Origin of the sequence: Streptomyces sp. NPDC050504, assembly GCF_044458065.1 — a bacterium.
In the GTDB taxonomy this organism is placed as follows: domain Bacteria; phylum Actinomycetota; class Actinomycetes; order Streptomycetales; family Streptomycetaceae; genus Streptomyces.
On the sequence record NZ_JBITHO010000004.1, the window covers coordinates 799,324 to 813,993 of the forward strand.

Sequence of the window (14,670 nt, forward strand, 5' to 3'; positions counted from 1 at the left end):
TTGGGCCCGGGGGCTTGGATCGAGTCGGTGCCACCCCCAGGCTAACAAACCACCCGGGAAAGCGATTCCCCCACAGTGGGTTGACTTCGAATCAATCCCTCAGGAGGTCGGGCACCCCGGCCGCATCGGGCTCGTCACGGGCCCCCGAGACCACGGTGAGCTGCTGCGTCGCACGGGTGAGCGCCACGTACAGCACCCGCAGCCCGGCCGGGGACTCGTCGGCGATCTCGGCGGGCGAGACGACCACCGTCGCGTCGTACTCCAGGCCCTTGGCCTCCAGCGAGCCGAGCGCCACCACCCGGTCGCCCAGCTCCGCCAGCCACTGCCGCGCCTGCTCGCGCCGGTTCATCGCGACGACCACGCCGACCGTGCCGTCCACCCGCTCCAGCAGGCGCCGCGCCTCGTCCCGCACCGTCCCGGCCAGGTCCCCGTCCGCCACGACGGCGAACCGCGGCTCCACGCCCGTGGAGCGCACCGCGCGCGGCGACTCCATGCCCGGCATGGCGAGCGCCAGCACCCTCGCGGCCAGCTCGGCGATCTCCGCGGGGTTGCGGTAGTTCACGGTGAGCGTGAAGCGGCGGCGCGGGCGGTTGCCCAGCGCCTCGTCACGGGCCGCGTTCGCCTCGTCCGGGTAGGACCAGGAGGACTGCGCCGCGTCGCCGACGACCGTCCAGGTGGCGGTACGGCCCCTGCGGCCCACCATGCGCCACTGCATGGGCGTGAGGTCCTGCGCCTCGTCGACGATGACGTGGGCGTACTCGGTGCGCTCCGCCGCCAGCCGCTCGGCGCGCTCGCGCTGCGTCTCCTCGCGCTGCGGCATCAGCTCTTCGAGGCCCGTGAGCTGGTCGAGCGGGTCGAGCTCGCGCTTCTTGCGCGGCTTGTGCGGGGTGCCGAGCAGCGTCTGGAGCTCGTCCAGGAGCGCCACGTCGTGCACCGACAGCGGGCCGCGGCCCGCCGCGTCGAGCCGCCGCAGCGAGCGCGCCACGCGCCGGGTCTCGCCCGGGTTCAGCACGCGCCGCGACCACCGGCCCAGCCGCTTCTCGTCGGCCATCGCGGCGAGCACCAGGCGCGGGGTCAGCTCCGGCCACCAGGCGTTCATGAACTCCAGGAACTCGGTCTCCGTCGAGACGTCCTCGTCGAAGGAGGAGCGCAGCTCGGCGAGCAGCTCGGGGTCGGTGTGGCGGCCGCGCCCGCTGGACTTGTTCCACAGCGCGTCGAGCACCAGCTTGCGGGCGCGCGGGCGCAGCAGGTTGACCGGGGCCGTGCCGCCCAGCGCCGCGTGCCGGATGCGCTGGAGCTCGTCGGCCTCCAGCTCGACGCGCGCGCCGAAGGCGACGACGCGCAGCCGCTGCGGGGTCTCGCCCAGCTCCAGCGCGCCGTGCACGGCCTTGCGCAGGACCTTGAGCATGCGCGATGAGCCCTTGACGCGGGCGACGGCCGGGTCGTCGTACGTGTCGGCCTCGGCGCCGTCCACGAGGTTGCCCACGGCCCTGATCGCGACCTGGCCCTCCTCGCCGAGCGAGGGCAGCACGCCCTCGGTGTAGGCGACCAGGAGCGGCGTCGGCGAGACCACGAGGATGCCGCCCGAGTACCGCCTGCGGTCCTGGTAGAGGAGGTACGCGGCGCGGTGCAGCGCGACGGCGGTCTTGCCGGTGCCGGGGCCGCCCGAGACCTCGGTGACGGACGCGGCGGGCGCCCTGATCACCAGGTCCTGCTCGGCCTGGATGGAGGAGACGATGTCGCGCATGGTGTGGCTGCGGGCCTTGCCGAGCGCGGCCATCAGCGCGCCGTCGCCGATGACGGACAGCTCGCGGCCGTCCAGCGACGCGGTCACCTCGGGGCGCATCAGGTCGTCCTCGACGCCCAGCACGCGCCGCCCCTTGGAGCGGATGACCCGGCGGCGCACGACCCGGCCCGGGTCCTTGGGCGTCGAGCGGTAGAAGGGCGCGGCGGCCGGCGCGCGCCAGTCGATGACCAGCGGCGCGTAGTCGGAGTCGAGGACCCCGATGCGGCCGATGTGCAGCGTCTCGGCGATGTCGGCGGTGTTGTCCTCGCGCACCGCGCCGTCGGCGGGCTCGATCGAGGTGTACGCGCCGTCGGGGCCGCGCTCGCCGTCCTTGCCCAGGAGCAGGTCGATCCGCCCGAAGAGGAAGTCCTCGAACTCGTTGTTGAGCCGGTTCAGGTGGATGCCCGCCCGGAACACCTGCGCGTCGCGCTCGGCGAGGGCCCCCGGCGTGCCGACCTGGCCCCGCTTGACCGCGTCGTCCATGAGGAACTCGGCCTCGTGGATCTTCTCCTCCAGGCGTCGGTACACCTGGTCGAGATGGTCCTGCTCGACGCTGATCTCCCGGTCCCTCACGGAATCGACAGCGGTATCGACAGCGGCATCCTGCGCGGCCACCGGGGCCCCCTTCTGACGTGCTTTGGGCAGCCGTCAACCATATGCCAAGGGGGCCGTTATGTCAGGCCTCGGGTATCAGGCCGCGACCTCCACCAGCCGTTTGCCGTCGAAGGTGCGGACCTCGAAGCGGGCGACGTCGTCGAGGGACATGGCGGCCCCGCCGTGGACGTAGAGGGGGCTGCGGGCGGCCTCCTTCGGCGAGTCCTCGATCCCGTACCCCCACTTCGGCACCGTCCAGGACGAGACGGTCTCCTCCTCGCCGCTCCTGGAGACGGCGATCAGGGAGCACTTCAGCGGGCCCCTGACGTTCTTCAGCTCCAGGACGGCGTGGGTGCCCCAGGCCTTGCGTTCGACGCCGACGACGGCGCCGACGCCCGTGGCCGGGTCGGTCGCCGACCACTTCTCCTTCATGTGGTGGTGGAACGCGTCCTCCGCCGGACTGGTGGGGTGCGGGTCGATCGCCACCGCGGGGCGCCGGTCGCCGTCGCCGGACGCCGCCACGACCGCGACGCCCGAGCCGCCGAGCACCACGGCGACGGCCGCCGCGACCAGGTAGGCGGTGCGCCTGCGGCGCCGGGCGCGGCGGGCGGCGACCTCGTCCACGAGCCGGTCGAGCCGGTCGGCCGCCCCGAGGGCGCCCGGTTCGAACAGCGAAACGGGTGTGGGCACGGTCGCCGGTGCGGGGCCGGGCGCGCGGCCGGGCCCGGGGCCAGGCGCGCGGTCCGGTGCCGTCGTTTCCGGCCCGCCCTTCAGCAGCGCCAGCATCGGCTCCATCCCGGCGAACTCGTCGAGGTGGGCGGCGCACACCTCGCAGTCCGCCAGGTGCGCCTCGAAGGCGGCGGCCTCGGCGCCGTCCAGGATGCCGAGCGCGTACGCACCGGCGGCCTCGTGCACAGCCCCCTCGTCCTGCGTGCTCATGCCGTGATCCCCCTCTCCTCCAAAGCGATCTTCATGGAACGGAGCGCGTAGAACACCCTGGACCTGACGGTCCCGCTGGGTACGCCGAGCGCCTCGGCCGCCTCGTTGACCGTGCGGCCCTTGAAGTACGTCTCGACGAGCGCCTCGCGGTGCGCGGGCGTCAGGTCGTCGAGCGCGTCCGAGAGGGTCATCAGCCACAACGCCTTGTCGATCTCGTCCTCCGCCGGCAGCAGTTCGAGCGGCGCCGGGTCGACCTCCTGCGGCCGGGCCTGCCGGCTGCGGTGGTTGTCGATGACGATGCGCCGCGCGACCGTCACCAGCCAGGGACGCACGGAGCCGGTGGCCCCGCCCAGCCGGCCCGCGTTCTTCCAGGCGCGGATGAGCGTCTCCTGTACGACGTCCTCGGCCCGCTGCCGGTCGCCCGCGACGAGTCGCAGGACGTACGCGGTGAGCGGTCCGGCGTGCTCCCGGTAGAGTCCACGGATCAACTCCTCCTCCGGTTCAGGGGAGTTGGCTCGCCCCAACGCCCGTAGGCGGCGGGCCGTGCGTGGACGTTCATCGGCCACGGCGGCATCCTCGCGCACGTGAACCTCCCGGTCGATACCCCGCGTCGAGCTGCTGTCGCCCTCAACTACGGCTCCCGCACCGGGATTCACTCAACGCGCCGTCGGAAATCCTCACGCCCCGGCCGCCACCGCCGCCGCCCTGCGCCGGTGCCGCGCCACCCGCTCGCGGTTTCCGCACACCTCGCTGGAGCACCAGCGGCGCCTGCGCCCCCGCGAGGTGTCCAGGTAGAGCCGCAGGCAGCGGTCGCCCTCGCACTCGCGCAGGCCCGCCCGCGCGAGCGGATCGGTCACCAGCTCGACGGCGTCGCGCGCGACCGCCGCGAGCAGCGCCCCGCAGTCCGGTACGGCGCTCAGCGCGCGCACCAGCGAGCCGCCCTCGCCGCGCACCGCGCGCACCCCTGGCGGGGCGCACGCCGCCAGCGCGTTGATGCGCTCCAGGGCGCTCTCGGCGGTCCGCCCGGACAGTTCGCCGCGCATCAGCTGCGCGACCCAGCCCCGCAGTTCGCGGAAGGGGCCGAGCCAGCTCTCGTCGATCCCGGCGAGCGGGGCGCCCGGCGGCACGAGTCCGGCGCCGAGCAGCCAGGCCCGCAGCCGGTGTGCGCCGTCGAGCTGTTCCGCGGCCCCCACCCCGGTCGCCACCAGGTCCAGGCACATCCGCCCGGAGTCGAACCGCAATTCGTACGAGCCCATGCCCGCCGCCATGCGCGCGTCACCGCCTCGGGGTCACCGCTGGGTGGTCCTTCCCAGAGTGCCCTCCCGGCGCGCGGGCCGGAACCCCGCTACCGGGGCGGGCCGTCGTGCAGGAGTCGTTGGAACAGTCGGTTGTCGCGCCAGTCCCCCGCGATGTACAGGTACTTCGGCGCGACCCCGTACGACTCGAACCCGCATTTGGCCAACACCCGTTGACTCGCCGTGTTGTCGAGCAGCGTCCCGGCCTCGACGCGGTGCAGGAGCAGGTCGTCGCGGGCGGTTTCGCACACCGCGCGGACGGCGGCGGTGGCGAGCCCGCGCCCCGCGTACTCCTTGTCGACCCAGTAGCCGAGCTGACCGCTGCGGAAGTACCCCAGGGAGATCCCGCTGAGCGTGAACCCGCCGACGACCCGGTCCCCGTCGACGAGCACCCAGGACGCGCCGACCCCGGCCTCCAGGCCGCGCAGCAGCATGCTCAGCCGGGCGCGCTGCCCGGCCCCGGTGTAGAACTCCTCGGGCCTGACGGGCTCCCAGGGGGCCATGTACTCCCTGTTGCGGACGAGGGCGTCGGCGACGGCCGGGGCGTCGGAGAGCGCGGCGAGCCGCATCAGCACGCCGTCGCCGATCTCACGTACGTCAGTGATCATCCCCGTACGGTAGACGCCCGGCTGGACGCCCGGTTATGGGGCTGCGCGTCTCGCCCATGGAGTGCGCGGCCCCGGCCCGGTGGAATGGCCGCATGACGAACGGAAGCGGGAACAGACGCGGGAACAACGGGGTGACCGCCGCGGCGGCGGTGGCGACGGGCCTGATAGCGGGCTCCTTCTACGTCTTCGCGTGCGCGGTGATGCCCGCGTTGGCCAAGAGCGGGGACCGGACCTACATCGAGGTCATGCAGCACATCAACGAGGTGATCGAGAACCCGGTGTTCTTCGCGGGCTTCTTCGGAGCGCTGCTGCTGACGGCGGCGGCCGCCTGGCAGCACCGCCGCGACCGCGCGGTGCGCCCCTGGGTCTTCGCGGCCCTGGCGCTGTACGCGCTGGCCTTCGTCCTCACCTCCGTGGTGAACGTCCCGCTCAACACGGAACTGGCGGACGCGGGCGACCCGACGAAGATCGCGGACCCGGCGGCGGTACGGGAGAGGTTCGAGGACACGTGGGTGACGTGGAACGCGGCCCGCGCGGCACTGTGCACGGCGGCGTTGACCGCCCTCCTGGGCGCGTTGACGCGCGGAAGGCCCGCGGCCCCCGACGCGTGACGCCCGGCCCGCCTTCGGGAGCGCGCGGCCCGGCCCTGCGGGTCCGTCTTATCCGGCCCGCCGCGCCGCTCCCCGTCGGCCGCCGCGCCGCTCCCCGCCCGGCCACAGCCTCGGCCGCCGCTTCGCCGCCGCGTCCTCCGCCCAGCCGAACAGCGCGATGCACACCGCGATCAGCGCCCACGCGAAGAACAGCACGGGTATCCAGCTCTCCAGCAGCCACGGGAAGCGCTCGCCCAGGACGTCGACCTCCCAGAGCCGGTCCCACGTCGTCGCCGCCGCGAGGATGCAGACGTTGTGCCAGAGGTAGATCGTGACCGCACGGGAGTTCAGCAGGGTGATCACGCCGTCCCAGGCCTGGATCCGCCTGGGCCACCGGGACCACGACGGGCTGATGTGCAGCAGCAGCGCCACGGCCCCGAAGGACCAGAGCGCCTGCGCGAGCGGAATGCCGTCGAGGTCGTACTCGTCGCCGAATCCGGTGAAGCCGCCCCGTACGGCCCACCACAGCCCGACGCCCATCACGAGGGGCGCCACCGACGGCACCACGTAGTCCGGCAGGCGTTTCAGGACTCCTTCCTGGTGCGCCATGCCCAGCACCCAACAGGCGCCGAACGTGCTGAAGTCGGTGATCTCCGACCCCACCCGCCCCGGCGCCGGGACCACTTCGAGGGCCAGCGCGGCCGAGAGCGCCAACGGGGCGAGCACCGTCGGCCACGGCAGCCGCCGCAGGCACCGCAGGATCAGCGGCGACAGCAGTACATACCAGAGGTAGGCGCGGATGTACCAGAGGGGCCCCGCCAGCTCCTCCGCCCAGGACTCCCCCAGGAAACCGCTGATGCCGGGGAGTTCACCGGCGAAGGGCGGGTCGCTGACGGGCACGACCCAGAACAGGAGGTGCGTCCACCACCAGCCGGGGTGGCCGTCGGAGTCCGGGCCCCAGCCCTGGAGGACCATGCCCGTCACGCCGACGGCCCCCAGGAGCCAGAAGGGCGGCAGCAGACGGCGCACGCGGCTGCGGACGACCTGCGCGGCCGGCCGCTTCAGCGAGCGCGCCATCAGGATCCCCGCGAGCGCGAACATCACGCCCATGGAGGGGAAGAACAGCGGCAGCCAGGCCCAGCCCACCAGGTGGTAGAGCACCACCCGGAAGAGGGCGAGCGCGCGGAGCAGGTCGAAGTAGCGGTCACGGCCCCGAGCCGCCGTCCGGTCCACGGCGGTGGCGTCAGGGGCGGTCGCCGGTCGGGGCGGAACAGTGGCGTCCCGGGTCGTGGCGTTCCAGGCACTGCCGGTCGTCATCCGACGGGCCTCCGGTCGTCGCTGTCCGCGCTGTGCACGGGCTCGCGCTGGGCCGGGATGCCGGGGAGCCCGACCACCCCGGTCCGCCGCAGCTTCTGCCACCGCAGCCGGCCGCCGGTCAGCGCGGTGATCCAGGACTGGAGCAGGACGACGTACATCAGCTGGCGGTAGAGGACCTGTTGGAGCGGCAGCGAGATCAGGTGGGTCATCCGCTCCTTGTCCAGGCGGAAGGCGTACGCCGCGCAGACCGCCTGGATCGCGAGCACGCCGAACCACGCGGTGACCGTCTTGCCCGTCGGGCCGAAGACCAGCCCGTACAGCAGGAACACGTCGATCAGCGGGGCGAGCAGCGGGGCCAGGACCATGAAGAGCGAGACGAACGGCAGTCCGACGCGGCCGAAGCGGCCGGACGGGCCGCGTTCGACGAGGGCGCGGCGGTGCTTCCAGATCGCCTGCATCGTGCCGTACGACCAGCGGTAGCGCTGTGACCACAGCTGTTGGACGGTCTCCGGCGCCTCGGTCCAGGCGCGGGCGTCCTCCGCGTAGACCACGCGCCAGCCGTCGCGGTGCAGGGCCATCGTGATGTCGGTGTCCTCGGCGAGGGTGTCGTCGCTCATCCCGCCGACGCGGTCCAGCGCGCTGCGGCGGAACGCGCCGATCGCGCCGGGGATGGTGGGCATGCAGCCCAGGACGTCGTACATGCGCCGGTCGAGGTTGAAGCCCATCACGTACTCGATGTGCTGCCACGCGCCGATCAGCGAGTCGCGGTTGCCGACCTTGGCGTTGCCCGCGACGGCGCCCACGCGTGTGTCGCCGAAGGGCTGGACCAGTTCACGGACGGTGGACGGCTCGAAGACGGTGTCGCCGTCCATCATCACGACGATGTCGTGGCGGGCGTGCCTGATGCCGTTGTTGAGCGCAGCGGGCTTGCCCGCGTTGTGCTGGCGCACGACCCGGACGTTCGGCAGCCGCAGCGCGGCGACGATGTCCGCGGTGCCGTCCGTCGAGCCGTCGTCGATCACGATCACCTCGACGGGGTGGTCGCTCGCCACCAGGGAGCGCACGGTGTTCTCGATGCACTCCTTCTCGTTGTACGCGGGGACCAGCACGGACACCGGGCGGGTGACCGGCTGCCCCCAGCCGAAGCCCTTGCGCCTGACGCGGCGGGCGTGCACGAAGGAGAGCACCAGCATCAGCCCGAACCGGCCCATGACCAGCACGCCGATGACGGCGAGACCGACGATCAGCACGTCGGTGGCGTGCTCGGAGACGGCGACCGCGCCGACGAACGCCTTGCCCTTCCACAGCTCGGCGCCGCTGACCTCCGTGTGCGCGCTGGGGGCGCCGAGCGCCCGGGTGAGGTTGGTGAACTCGTAGCCGCGCTTCTGCATCTCGGGCAGGAAGCGGTCGAGCGCGGCGACGGTCTGCGAGCGGTCGCCGCCCGAGTCGTGCATCAGCACGATGGAGCCCGCGGTGCCCTTGGGCGTGGCCCGCTCGATGATCGCGTCGACGCCCGGCCGCTTCCAGTCCTCGCTGTCGGTGTTGTTGACGACGGTGAGGTAGCCGCGGCTGCCTATGTGCTCGGCCACCGGCCAGGACGCGTCGTCCATCGCGTACGCGAACGAGGAGTACGGGGGCCGGAAGAGCGAGGTGTGGATGCCGGCCGCGCCCGCGAGGGCCAGCTGGTTCTGCGAGAGCTCCCAGTCGATGCGCTTGTCCGACTGGTACGAGAGGTCGGGGTGGTTGAAGGTGTGCAGCCCGATCTCGTGGCCCTCCCGCACCATCCGTTCGACCAGGTCGGGGTGGCGCGAGGCCATGGTGCCGGTGACGAAGAAGACGCCGTGGGCGTCGTACTCCTTGAGCTTGTCGAGGACCTTCGGCGTCCACTCGGGGTCGGGGCCGTCGTCGAAGGTCAGGACGAGCTTGCGGTCGGGAACGCTGAGGTTCTTCGGGGCGCCCTCGGTCCTGGCGTCGATGACCGGGCCGCCCGCGCGGACGGAGGCGGGCACGGTCTTGTTGTCGACGGCGGGCCTGACCCGGTGGTCGGCCAGGATCTCGCTGTGGACGTAGCCGCGGAGCATCAGCATCGCGAGCAGCGCCACGAGGAAGAGCGAGGGCAGCAGGTAACGCATGGGCAGCCTGTGCCGCCTGACGCGCCTGACACCGCGCTTGCCGCGGCCCTTCCGGGGGCGTCTGCCGGGATTGGTCATCTACGGAGTGCCTTCTTGCACGGGGGTTGCACGGGGAGTTGTGGGGGGGAGTTGCGCGGGGCGGGGGGAGCGGCGATGCGGCCGGCCGACGGGACGGCTGGGTGGGCCCTGTGGGGGGCGGGCCCGGAGGGGTGGGGTTACGGGGAAGGAGCGGGTTACGGGGTGGTGTGTGCGTCGACCGGGGCACCGTTCGGCACGTCGGCCGGGGCACCGTCCGGGCTGCCGGAGGGTTGCCCGGTCGCGCTGCCCGAGGGTTGCCCGGTCAGGGGTGTGGCCGAGGGGGACGGGGACCCCGTCGTCCCGTCGGACGGCGGTACGGCGCCCGGGGCCGCACCCGGCGCGGGCTGGTCCAGGACCTGTCCCGTGTCCTGCCGTTCGGCGGGGTCGGGGACGGGCAGCGAGGGCGCGGCCGAGCTGCCGCCGAGGACGGAGACGACGAGCGTCACCGCGAAGCAGGCACAGCCCGCGGCCAGCACCCAGCCGAGGCGGCGGAACGACTTGCCGCGGCGGCCGGTCGCGTCCACGAACACCGGGCGGTCCGAGCCGTCCTGGGCACCGTGGGCGTCCTGCGCGGCCGACGGGGACGGGACGGGAGCGGACGCCCAGGGATGTCTGAGCCGCCGCACGTCGAGCTGCATGGTGACGTCGCGGGGAGGTTCCTGTGCGTGCCCACCGGAGTAACCGCCGGGGACGTCCCGCCCGTTTTGGGCATGGTCTCGCCAATTGTCCACTGCCGTACGCCCATCCCATGAAAAACGCCGAGACGGTGCGCGAAGCCAATGGCGTACAGCACCGGACCGGGCCCCCGCCCTGGTCCAAGCGCCCCCTATCACGCGCAACCGGAGTTCGAATGTAGCGCACGCGAGTGACTGCGGCGTGTTCGAGTCAGTTGTTGGCACGCATCAGTGACAAATCGAGATCCGGGAGCCAGCCGCCTTCGGATACCTCCAGCCATCCCTCCTCGGCGGCGAGCTCCGAAACAGCTGCACGCAATACCTCAATTCCCGGATGATTCAGACTTTTTCGCCAGATCATGGAGAGCGGCGAAAGGGGTACGGGGGCGGTGAGCGGGCGCAGCACCGTGTCCGGCATCACAGGGAAGTCCACGACGCACAGCACCGGGTTGCGCGTTCTCGCCATCACCCGCCGGAAATCCTCGGGACCCAGTGCGACGGGCGCGGGCGGGGCCAGTTCGACCCCGCGCCCCTCGAAGAGCCGCCGAGCCAGGTCCGTCCACTCCAGGGTCCGCGGGTTGCCCGCGCCCGCGTACACCCGCTCGCCGGCCAGCTCCGCGACCTCCACCGTGTCGCGCGCGGCCAGCGGATGGTCGGCCGGGAGCAGCACGGCCATGGGCTCGTACCGCACGGGCAGTACCGCGAGGCGCCCGCGCAGGGCCGGGTCGAGCCCGGCGAAGCGCCCGAACGACACGTCCACGCGCCCGGCGACGATCTCGGCCGCCGCACCCGTCAGCCCGCTCTCGAAGCGGGCCAGGAACTCCTGGCCGGGGTCGAGCAGCCGGGCCCGCTCCAGCACGCGCTGCGAGGTCAGCCCCGCCGTGTTGAGGTCGACGAGCAGCGGCCTGCCCGCGCCGCCCGCGACGGCGGCGGCGAGGTCGTCGTGGGCGTCCAGCACGCGCCGTACGGGATCCAGGAGCCGCTCCCCGTCGGCAGTGAGGGTCACCTGGCGGGTGGTCCGGACGAACAGCTCGACGCCCAGCTCCCGCTCCAGCCGCGCGACGTCCCGGCTCAACGCCTGTTGGGCGACGTAGAGGCGGGCGGCGGCGCGGGTGAAGTGCAGCTCGTCGGCGACGGCGAGGAAGGCCCGCAGCAGCCGGGGCTCGATGTCCATGCGGCGGAATTTACAACGAGGGTGCGTCAATCGGTGGTCAACAGGTGTTGGACCGTGCCCGGCGCCGCGCCTGAGGCTGGTCCGCGTGCCGCCACAGACCGAGAACCAGCTCCCCTCCTCCACGCCCGCTCCCGTTCCCGCGCCCGCCCCCGCTTCCGACCCCGCTTCCGATGCCGCGCCCGCCCCCGCCTCGGCCGGACGCCGCCCCCGCTCCCCCTACTCCCGGCTCTTCGCCGTCCCCGGGGCCCGCGCCTTCACCGCGGGCAACCTCGTCGCCCGCCTCCCCATGGGCATGTTCAGCGTCAGCGCGGTCATCATGATCGCCGGGTCCCGGGGCTCGTACGCCCTCGCGGGCGCCGTCACCGCGACCGGACTCGCCGCCACCGCCGCCGTCGCCCCCTTCACGGCCCGCCTCGTCGACCGCCACGGCCAGGCCCGCGTCGCCGTCCCGGCCACCGCGATCGCCGTCCTCGGCTCCCTCGCCCTCGTCCTGTGCGTCCGCTTCGACGCCCCCGACTGGACGCTCTTCGCGGCGTACGCGGCGACCGCCACCACCCCCAACACCGGCGGCATGTCCCGCGCCCGCTGGGCACACCTGCACCGGGGCGACCCGAAGGCCCTGCACGCCGCCAACTCCTTCGAACAGGCCGCCGACGAGCTCTGCTTCATGCTCGGCCCGGTCGCCGCCGCGCTCCTGTGCGCCGCGCTCTTCCCCGAGGCGGGCACCCTCGTCGGGGCCGTGCTCCTGATGGCCGGCATCCTGCTCTTCGCCGCCCAGCGGTCCACCGAACCCCCGCCCGCCCCGCGCACCGCCACGACGCCGTCAGCGTCGCCGCTGCGCGTCCCCGGCATGCCCGCGCTGCTCACGGTCTTCCTCGCCACCGGCGCGGTCTTCGGCGCCATGGAGGTCGTCACCGTCGCGCACGTCGGCGGCGCGGTCCTCGCGCTCCAGGCGGCGGGTTCGTGCGCGGCGGGCCTGCTGTACGGCTCCAGGGCGCCCGCCGCCTCCGTACCGCGCCGCCTGCTGCTCTGCCTCGCCGCGATGACCGCCCTGATGACCGCGCCGCTCCTGGCCGCCGCGAGCACGGGCTCGCCGCTCGCGCTGGCCGGGGCGCTCCTGGTCGCGGGCATGGCCACCGCGCCGACCATGGTGACCGGCATGTCCCTGGTCCAGCGCCTCACCCCGCGGGGCCGGTTGAACGAGGGCATGACGCTCGCGGTGACCGCGCTGCTCGGCGGCATAGCGGCGGGCTCGGCGGCGGGCGGCTGGGCGGTGGAGCACGCGGGGGCGACCACCGCCTACGCGGTGCCGGTCGCCGCGGCCGCCACCGCACTCCTCACGGCGGCGGCCGGAACCCGAGCGCTCGCAAGGGCGGCACGCCGACGCCCGTAGACCCGGCGGAGCCACCCACCAACGCCCGTGGACCGGACGAGCCGGCCCACCAACACCCGTAGACCCGACGAGTCGGCCCACCAACACCCGTTGACTCAACCCTCTGGCCCGCCAACACCCGTTGACCCAACCAGCCGACCCACCAACACCCGCTGACCCAACCAGCCGGCCCGCCAACACCCGCTGACTCAGCAGGACCTCAACAGACCCGCGGCTTGATCCACGAGCACTCCAGGTCCGTCGGCGCCTCCCCCGACCGCGCACCCGTCGGCCGCACCGTCTCCACCTCCGCCTCCGCGCCGCCCTTCCGCGAGCGGGCCAGCGTCACCACGATCGCGTCCTCCAGCGGCTTCACCGACGACGCGAGGTAGTTGTTGAGCACGATCCCGTACACCAACTCCCGCCCGTCCGCGTCCTTCACGTACCCGCTGAGCGCCGAAGCGCCGGTCAGCGACCCCGTCTTGGCACGGGCGTTGAGAGCGGCGGGCGTCCCGCACATCCTGCTGCGCAGCGTGCCTCCCTCGAACCTGCCGGGCGCGCACGCCACCGGCAGCGCGGCGTGCCAGTCCCGGTACCAGGGCGCGTCCCGCACCGCGAGCAGCAGCTTCACGAGCTGGTCGGCCGGGAAGTTGTCCATGCGCGACAGCCCCGAGCCGTCGACCTGCCGGATCGTCCCGGCGTCCACCCCCGCCTTCGCCAGGTACCCCTCGATCGCGTCGAGCCCGGCGCCCCAACTCCCGCTGCCCGCCGTCTCGTAGCCCATCGCCTTGGTCAGCGCCTCGGCGTGCATGTTGTTGGAGAGCTTCATGAACGGCACGAGCAGCTCGCCGAGCGGCATCGACCGGTGCACGGCGAGCTGTCGGGCCCCCTCGGGGACGGCCCGCCCGAGCAGGTCGGGCCCTCCGATCCGTACGCCGTGCCCGCGCAGCGCGTCGCGGAAGACCGCGGCGGCGTACCCGGTGGGCTCCCAGACGGTCACCCACTCCTTGGTCGCGGCGGCCCCGAGCGGGATCTGGCCGCTGACCACGATGGTGTTGGTGCCGTGCCGCCGCTCGACGGAGAGGGTGTCGCGCTGCCCCGCGGGGACGGTCGTGCCCCGGTTCTCGACGCGCACGTACGAGGTGGGCGGCGTGATCGTGACCTTGGGCCGGTCCCCCGCCGCCGCGCCGGGCACGGCCTCGACGATCACCGTGCCCGCGTCGTAGTCGGTGTCGGGCGCCACGGTGAGCGCGGAGATCTGCGCGGAGTAGTACGAGGACTCGTCGTCGCCCGCCCAGGAGCGGCCGAGCCGCTGTGCGTCGAACCGGGTGTCGTCGGCGACGAGCCGCCCGGTGACCCGCTTGATCCCGGCGGCGGCGACCTCGGCCGCGAGGCGGTCGTAGTCGGCGGCGAGCGCGGTGGGGTCGCCCGTGCCGCGCAGGTAGAGGTCGCCGACGAGGACGGAGCCGCGCCGGACGCCGGTCGACAGGACGTCCGTGCGGAAGGTGTAGCCGGGGCCGAGCAGTTCCATCGCGGCGGCCGACGTCGCGAGCTTGGTGTTGGACGCGGGCATCAGGCGCTCGTCGGGCCGGTGCGCGTACAGGGTCTCGCCGGTCGCGGCGTCGGCGATCACCACGCTCGCGCCGCCGCCGTCCATGCGGGGGTCGGCGAGGATCTCGTCGACGGCCCCGGGCAGGCCGCCGGGCGCGGGGTCGGCGCCCGCGGGCGAGCCGAGGCCGAGCGCGCCCGCGGTGAGGGCGAGCGCCAGGGCGGCGGGCCACACCGCGCGCCGCGCCCACCGCCGCGCGACGGCGCCCCGGCGAACGCCGGGGCGCGGGTGGGCACCAGGGCCCTGGGGGACGCCCGTGCCCGGGTGGGCGTCGACGTCCCCGTGAGCGCCGGCGTCCGACGGCGTACCGCTGTCTTCGTCTCTGCGCATGCGTCTCGTCGTCATGCCGCAGAAGCATCCCGGAGGACCGGCACGGTGCACAGACCGCGACGCGCCGTTTCCGGTCCTCGGCGCGGTCCGCAGTCCGCGGTCAGCGGTCCGCGGTCCGTGCCCGGAAACGGCGAAGGCCCCGGCTGCCGGAGCAGTCGGGGCCTTCGCTTCA

12 protein-coding genes are annotated in these 14,670 nt (G+C 73.6%); 2 read left to right on the top strand and 10 right to left on the bottom strand.

Annotated elements, in window-relative coordinates; translation table 11 throughout:
* Positions 1-91: 91 nt before the first annotated feature.
* From ACIBNE_RS18855 to ACIBNE_RS18875, 5 genes are all read right to left on the bottom strand, one after another.
* Positions 92-2,359: a HelD family protein gene (locus tag ACIBNE_RS18855; RefSeq protein WP_399272820.1), complete on the bottom strand. Its 2,268-nt coding sequence runs from the start codon at positions 2,357-2,359 to the stop codon at positions 92-94.
* Positions 2,360-2,476: 117 nt separating this feature from the next.
* Positions 2,477-3,319, bottom strand: coding sequence for a zf-HC2 domain-containing protein (locus ACIBNE_RS18860; protein ID WP_399272822.1), 843 nt, complete (start codon positions 3,317-3,319; stop codon positions 2,477-2,479).
* Positions 3,316-3,903 (bottom strand): sigma-70 family RNA polymerase sigma factor, encoded by a 588-nt coding sequence (locus ACIBNE_RS18865; protein WP_399272824.1) that lies wholly within the window; start codon positions 3,901-3,903, stop codon positions 3,316-3,318. Before ACIBNE_RS18865 ends, ACIBNE_RS18860 begins: the two co-directional genes overlap by 4 nt.
* 93 nt (positions 3,904-3,996) lie before the next feature.
* Positions 3,997-4,587: a CGNR zinc finger domain-containing protein gene (locus ACIBNE_RS18870; RefSeq protein ID WP_399272826.1), complete on the bottom strand. Its 591-nt coding sequence runs from the start codon at positions 4,585-4,587 to the stop codon at positions 3,997-3,999.
* A gap of 77 nt (positions 4,588-4,664) precedes the next feature.
* Positions 4,665-5,222, bottom strand: a complete 558-nt coding sequence (locus tag ACIBNE_RS18875; RefSeq protein WP_399272828.1) for a GNAT family N-acetyltransferase — start codon at positions 5,220-5,222, stop codon at positions 4,665-4,667.
* A gap of 92 nt (positions 5,223-5,314) precedes the next feature.
* On the opposite strand from ACIBNE_RS18875, the gene ACIBNE_RS18880 reads away from it, so the two are divergent.
* Positions 5,315-5,833, top strand: a complete 519-nt coding sequence (locus ACIBNE_RS18880; protein ID WP_399272830.1) for a DUF1772 domain-containing protein — start codon at positions 5,315-5,317, stop codon at positions 5,831-5,833.
* Positions 5,834-5,881: 48 nt separating this feature from the next.
* Here ACIBNE_RS18880 and ACIBNE_RS18885 read toward each other — a convergent pair whose 3' ends face one another.
* The 4 genes from ACIBNE_RS18885 to ACIBNE_RS18900 form a co-directional block, all read right to left on the bottom strand.
* Complete coding sequence (locus tag ACIBNE_RS18885; RefSeq protein WP_399272832.1) at positions 5,882-7,129, bottom strand: acyltransferase; 1,248 nt, start codon at positions 7,127-7,129, stop codon at positions 5,882-5,884.
* Entirely contained in the window at positions 7,126-9,261 is a 2,136-nt protein-coding gene (locus ACIBNE_RS18890) for a glycosyltransferase (RefSeq protein WP_399272833.1), read from the bottom strand. Before ACIBNE_RS18890 ends, ACIBNE_RS18885 begins: the two co-directional genes overlap by 4 nt.
* A gap of 233 nt (positions 9,262-9,494) precedes the next feature.
* Entirely contained in the window at positions 9,495-9,977 is a 483-nt protein-coding gene (locus tag ACIBNE_RS18895) for a hypothetical protein (protein ID WP_399272835.1), read from the bottom strand.
* Positions 9,978-10,224: 247 nt separating this feature from the next.
* Positions 10,225-11,187, bottom strand: a complete 963-nt coding sequence (locus ACIBNE_RS18900) for a LysR family transcriptional regulator (RefSeq protein ID WP_399272836.1) — start codon at positions 11,185-11,187, stop codon at positions 10,225-10,227.
* 85 nt (positions 11,188-11,272) lie between these two features.
* On the opposite strand from ACIBNE_RS18900, the gene ACIBNE_RS18905 reads away from it, so the two are divergent.
* Positions 11,273-12,580 carry an MFS transporter gene (locus tag ACIBNE_RS18905; RefSeq protein ID WP_399272837.1) on the top strand — a complete coding sequence of 436 codons (1,308 nt, stop codon included), beginning with the start codon at positions 11,273-11,275 and terminating at the stop codon, positions 12,578-12,580.
* 199 nt (positions 12,581-12,779) lie between these two features.
* Here the strand turns inward: ACIBNE_RS18905 and dacB are convergent, their stop codons facing one another.
* On the bottom strand, positions 12,780-14,498 hold the full coding sequence (dacB, locus tag ACIBNE_RS18910; RefSeq protein WP_399272839.1) for a D-alanyl-D-alanine carboxypeptidase/D-alanyl-D-alanine-endopeptidase: 1,719 nt from the start codon (positions 14,496-14,498) through the stop codon (positions 12,780-12,782).
* Between the last annotated feature and the right edge of the window lie 172 nt (positions 14,499-14,670).

What these genes read in the sequence shown, in the direction of transcription:
- ACIBNE_RS18860 (WP_399272822.1), bottom strand. Translation starts at nt 3,319, where the DNA reads ATGAGCACGCAGGACGAGGGGGCTGTGCACGAGGCCGCCGGTGCGTAC.
- ACIBNE_RS18870 (WP_399272826.1), bottom strand. Translation starts at nt 4,587, where the DNA reads ATGGCGGCGGGCATGGGCTCGTACGAATTGCGGTTCGACTCCGGGCGG.
- ACIBNE_RS18875 (WP_399272828.1), bottom strand. Translation starts at nt 5,222, where the DNA reads ATGATCACTGACGTACGTGAGATCGGCGACGGCGTGCTGATGCGGCTC.
- ACIBNE_RS18880 (WP_399272830.1), top strand. Translation starts at nt 5,315, where the DNA reads ATGACGAACGGAAGCGGGAACAGACGCGGGAACAACGGGGTGACCGCC.
- ACIBNE_RS18885 (WP_399272832.1), bottom strand. Translation starts at nt 7,129, where the DNA reads ATGACGACCGGCAGTGCCTGGAACGCCACGACCCGGGACGCCACTGTT.
- ACIBNE_RS18890 (WP_399272833.1), bottom strand. Translation starts at nt 9,261, where the DNA reads ATGCGTTACCTGCTGCCCTCGCTCTTCCTCGTGGCGCTGCTCGCGATG.
- ACIBNE_RS18895 (WP_399272835.1), bottom strand. Translation starts at nt 9,977, where the DNA reads ATGCAGCTCGACGTGCGGCGGCTCAGACATCCCTGGGCGTCCGCTCCC.
- ACIBNE_RS18900 (WP_399272836.1), bottom strand. Translation starts at nt 11,187, where the DNA reads ATGGACATCGAGCCCCGGCTGCTGCGGGCCTTCCTCGCCGTCGCCGAC.
- dacB (WP_399272839.1), bottom strand. Translation starts at nt 14,498, where the DNA reads ATGCGCAGAGACGAAGACAGCGGTACGCCGTCGGACGCCGGCGCTCAC.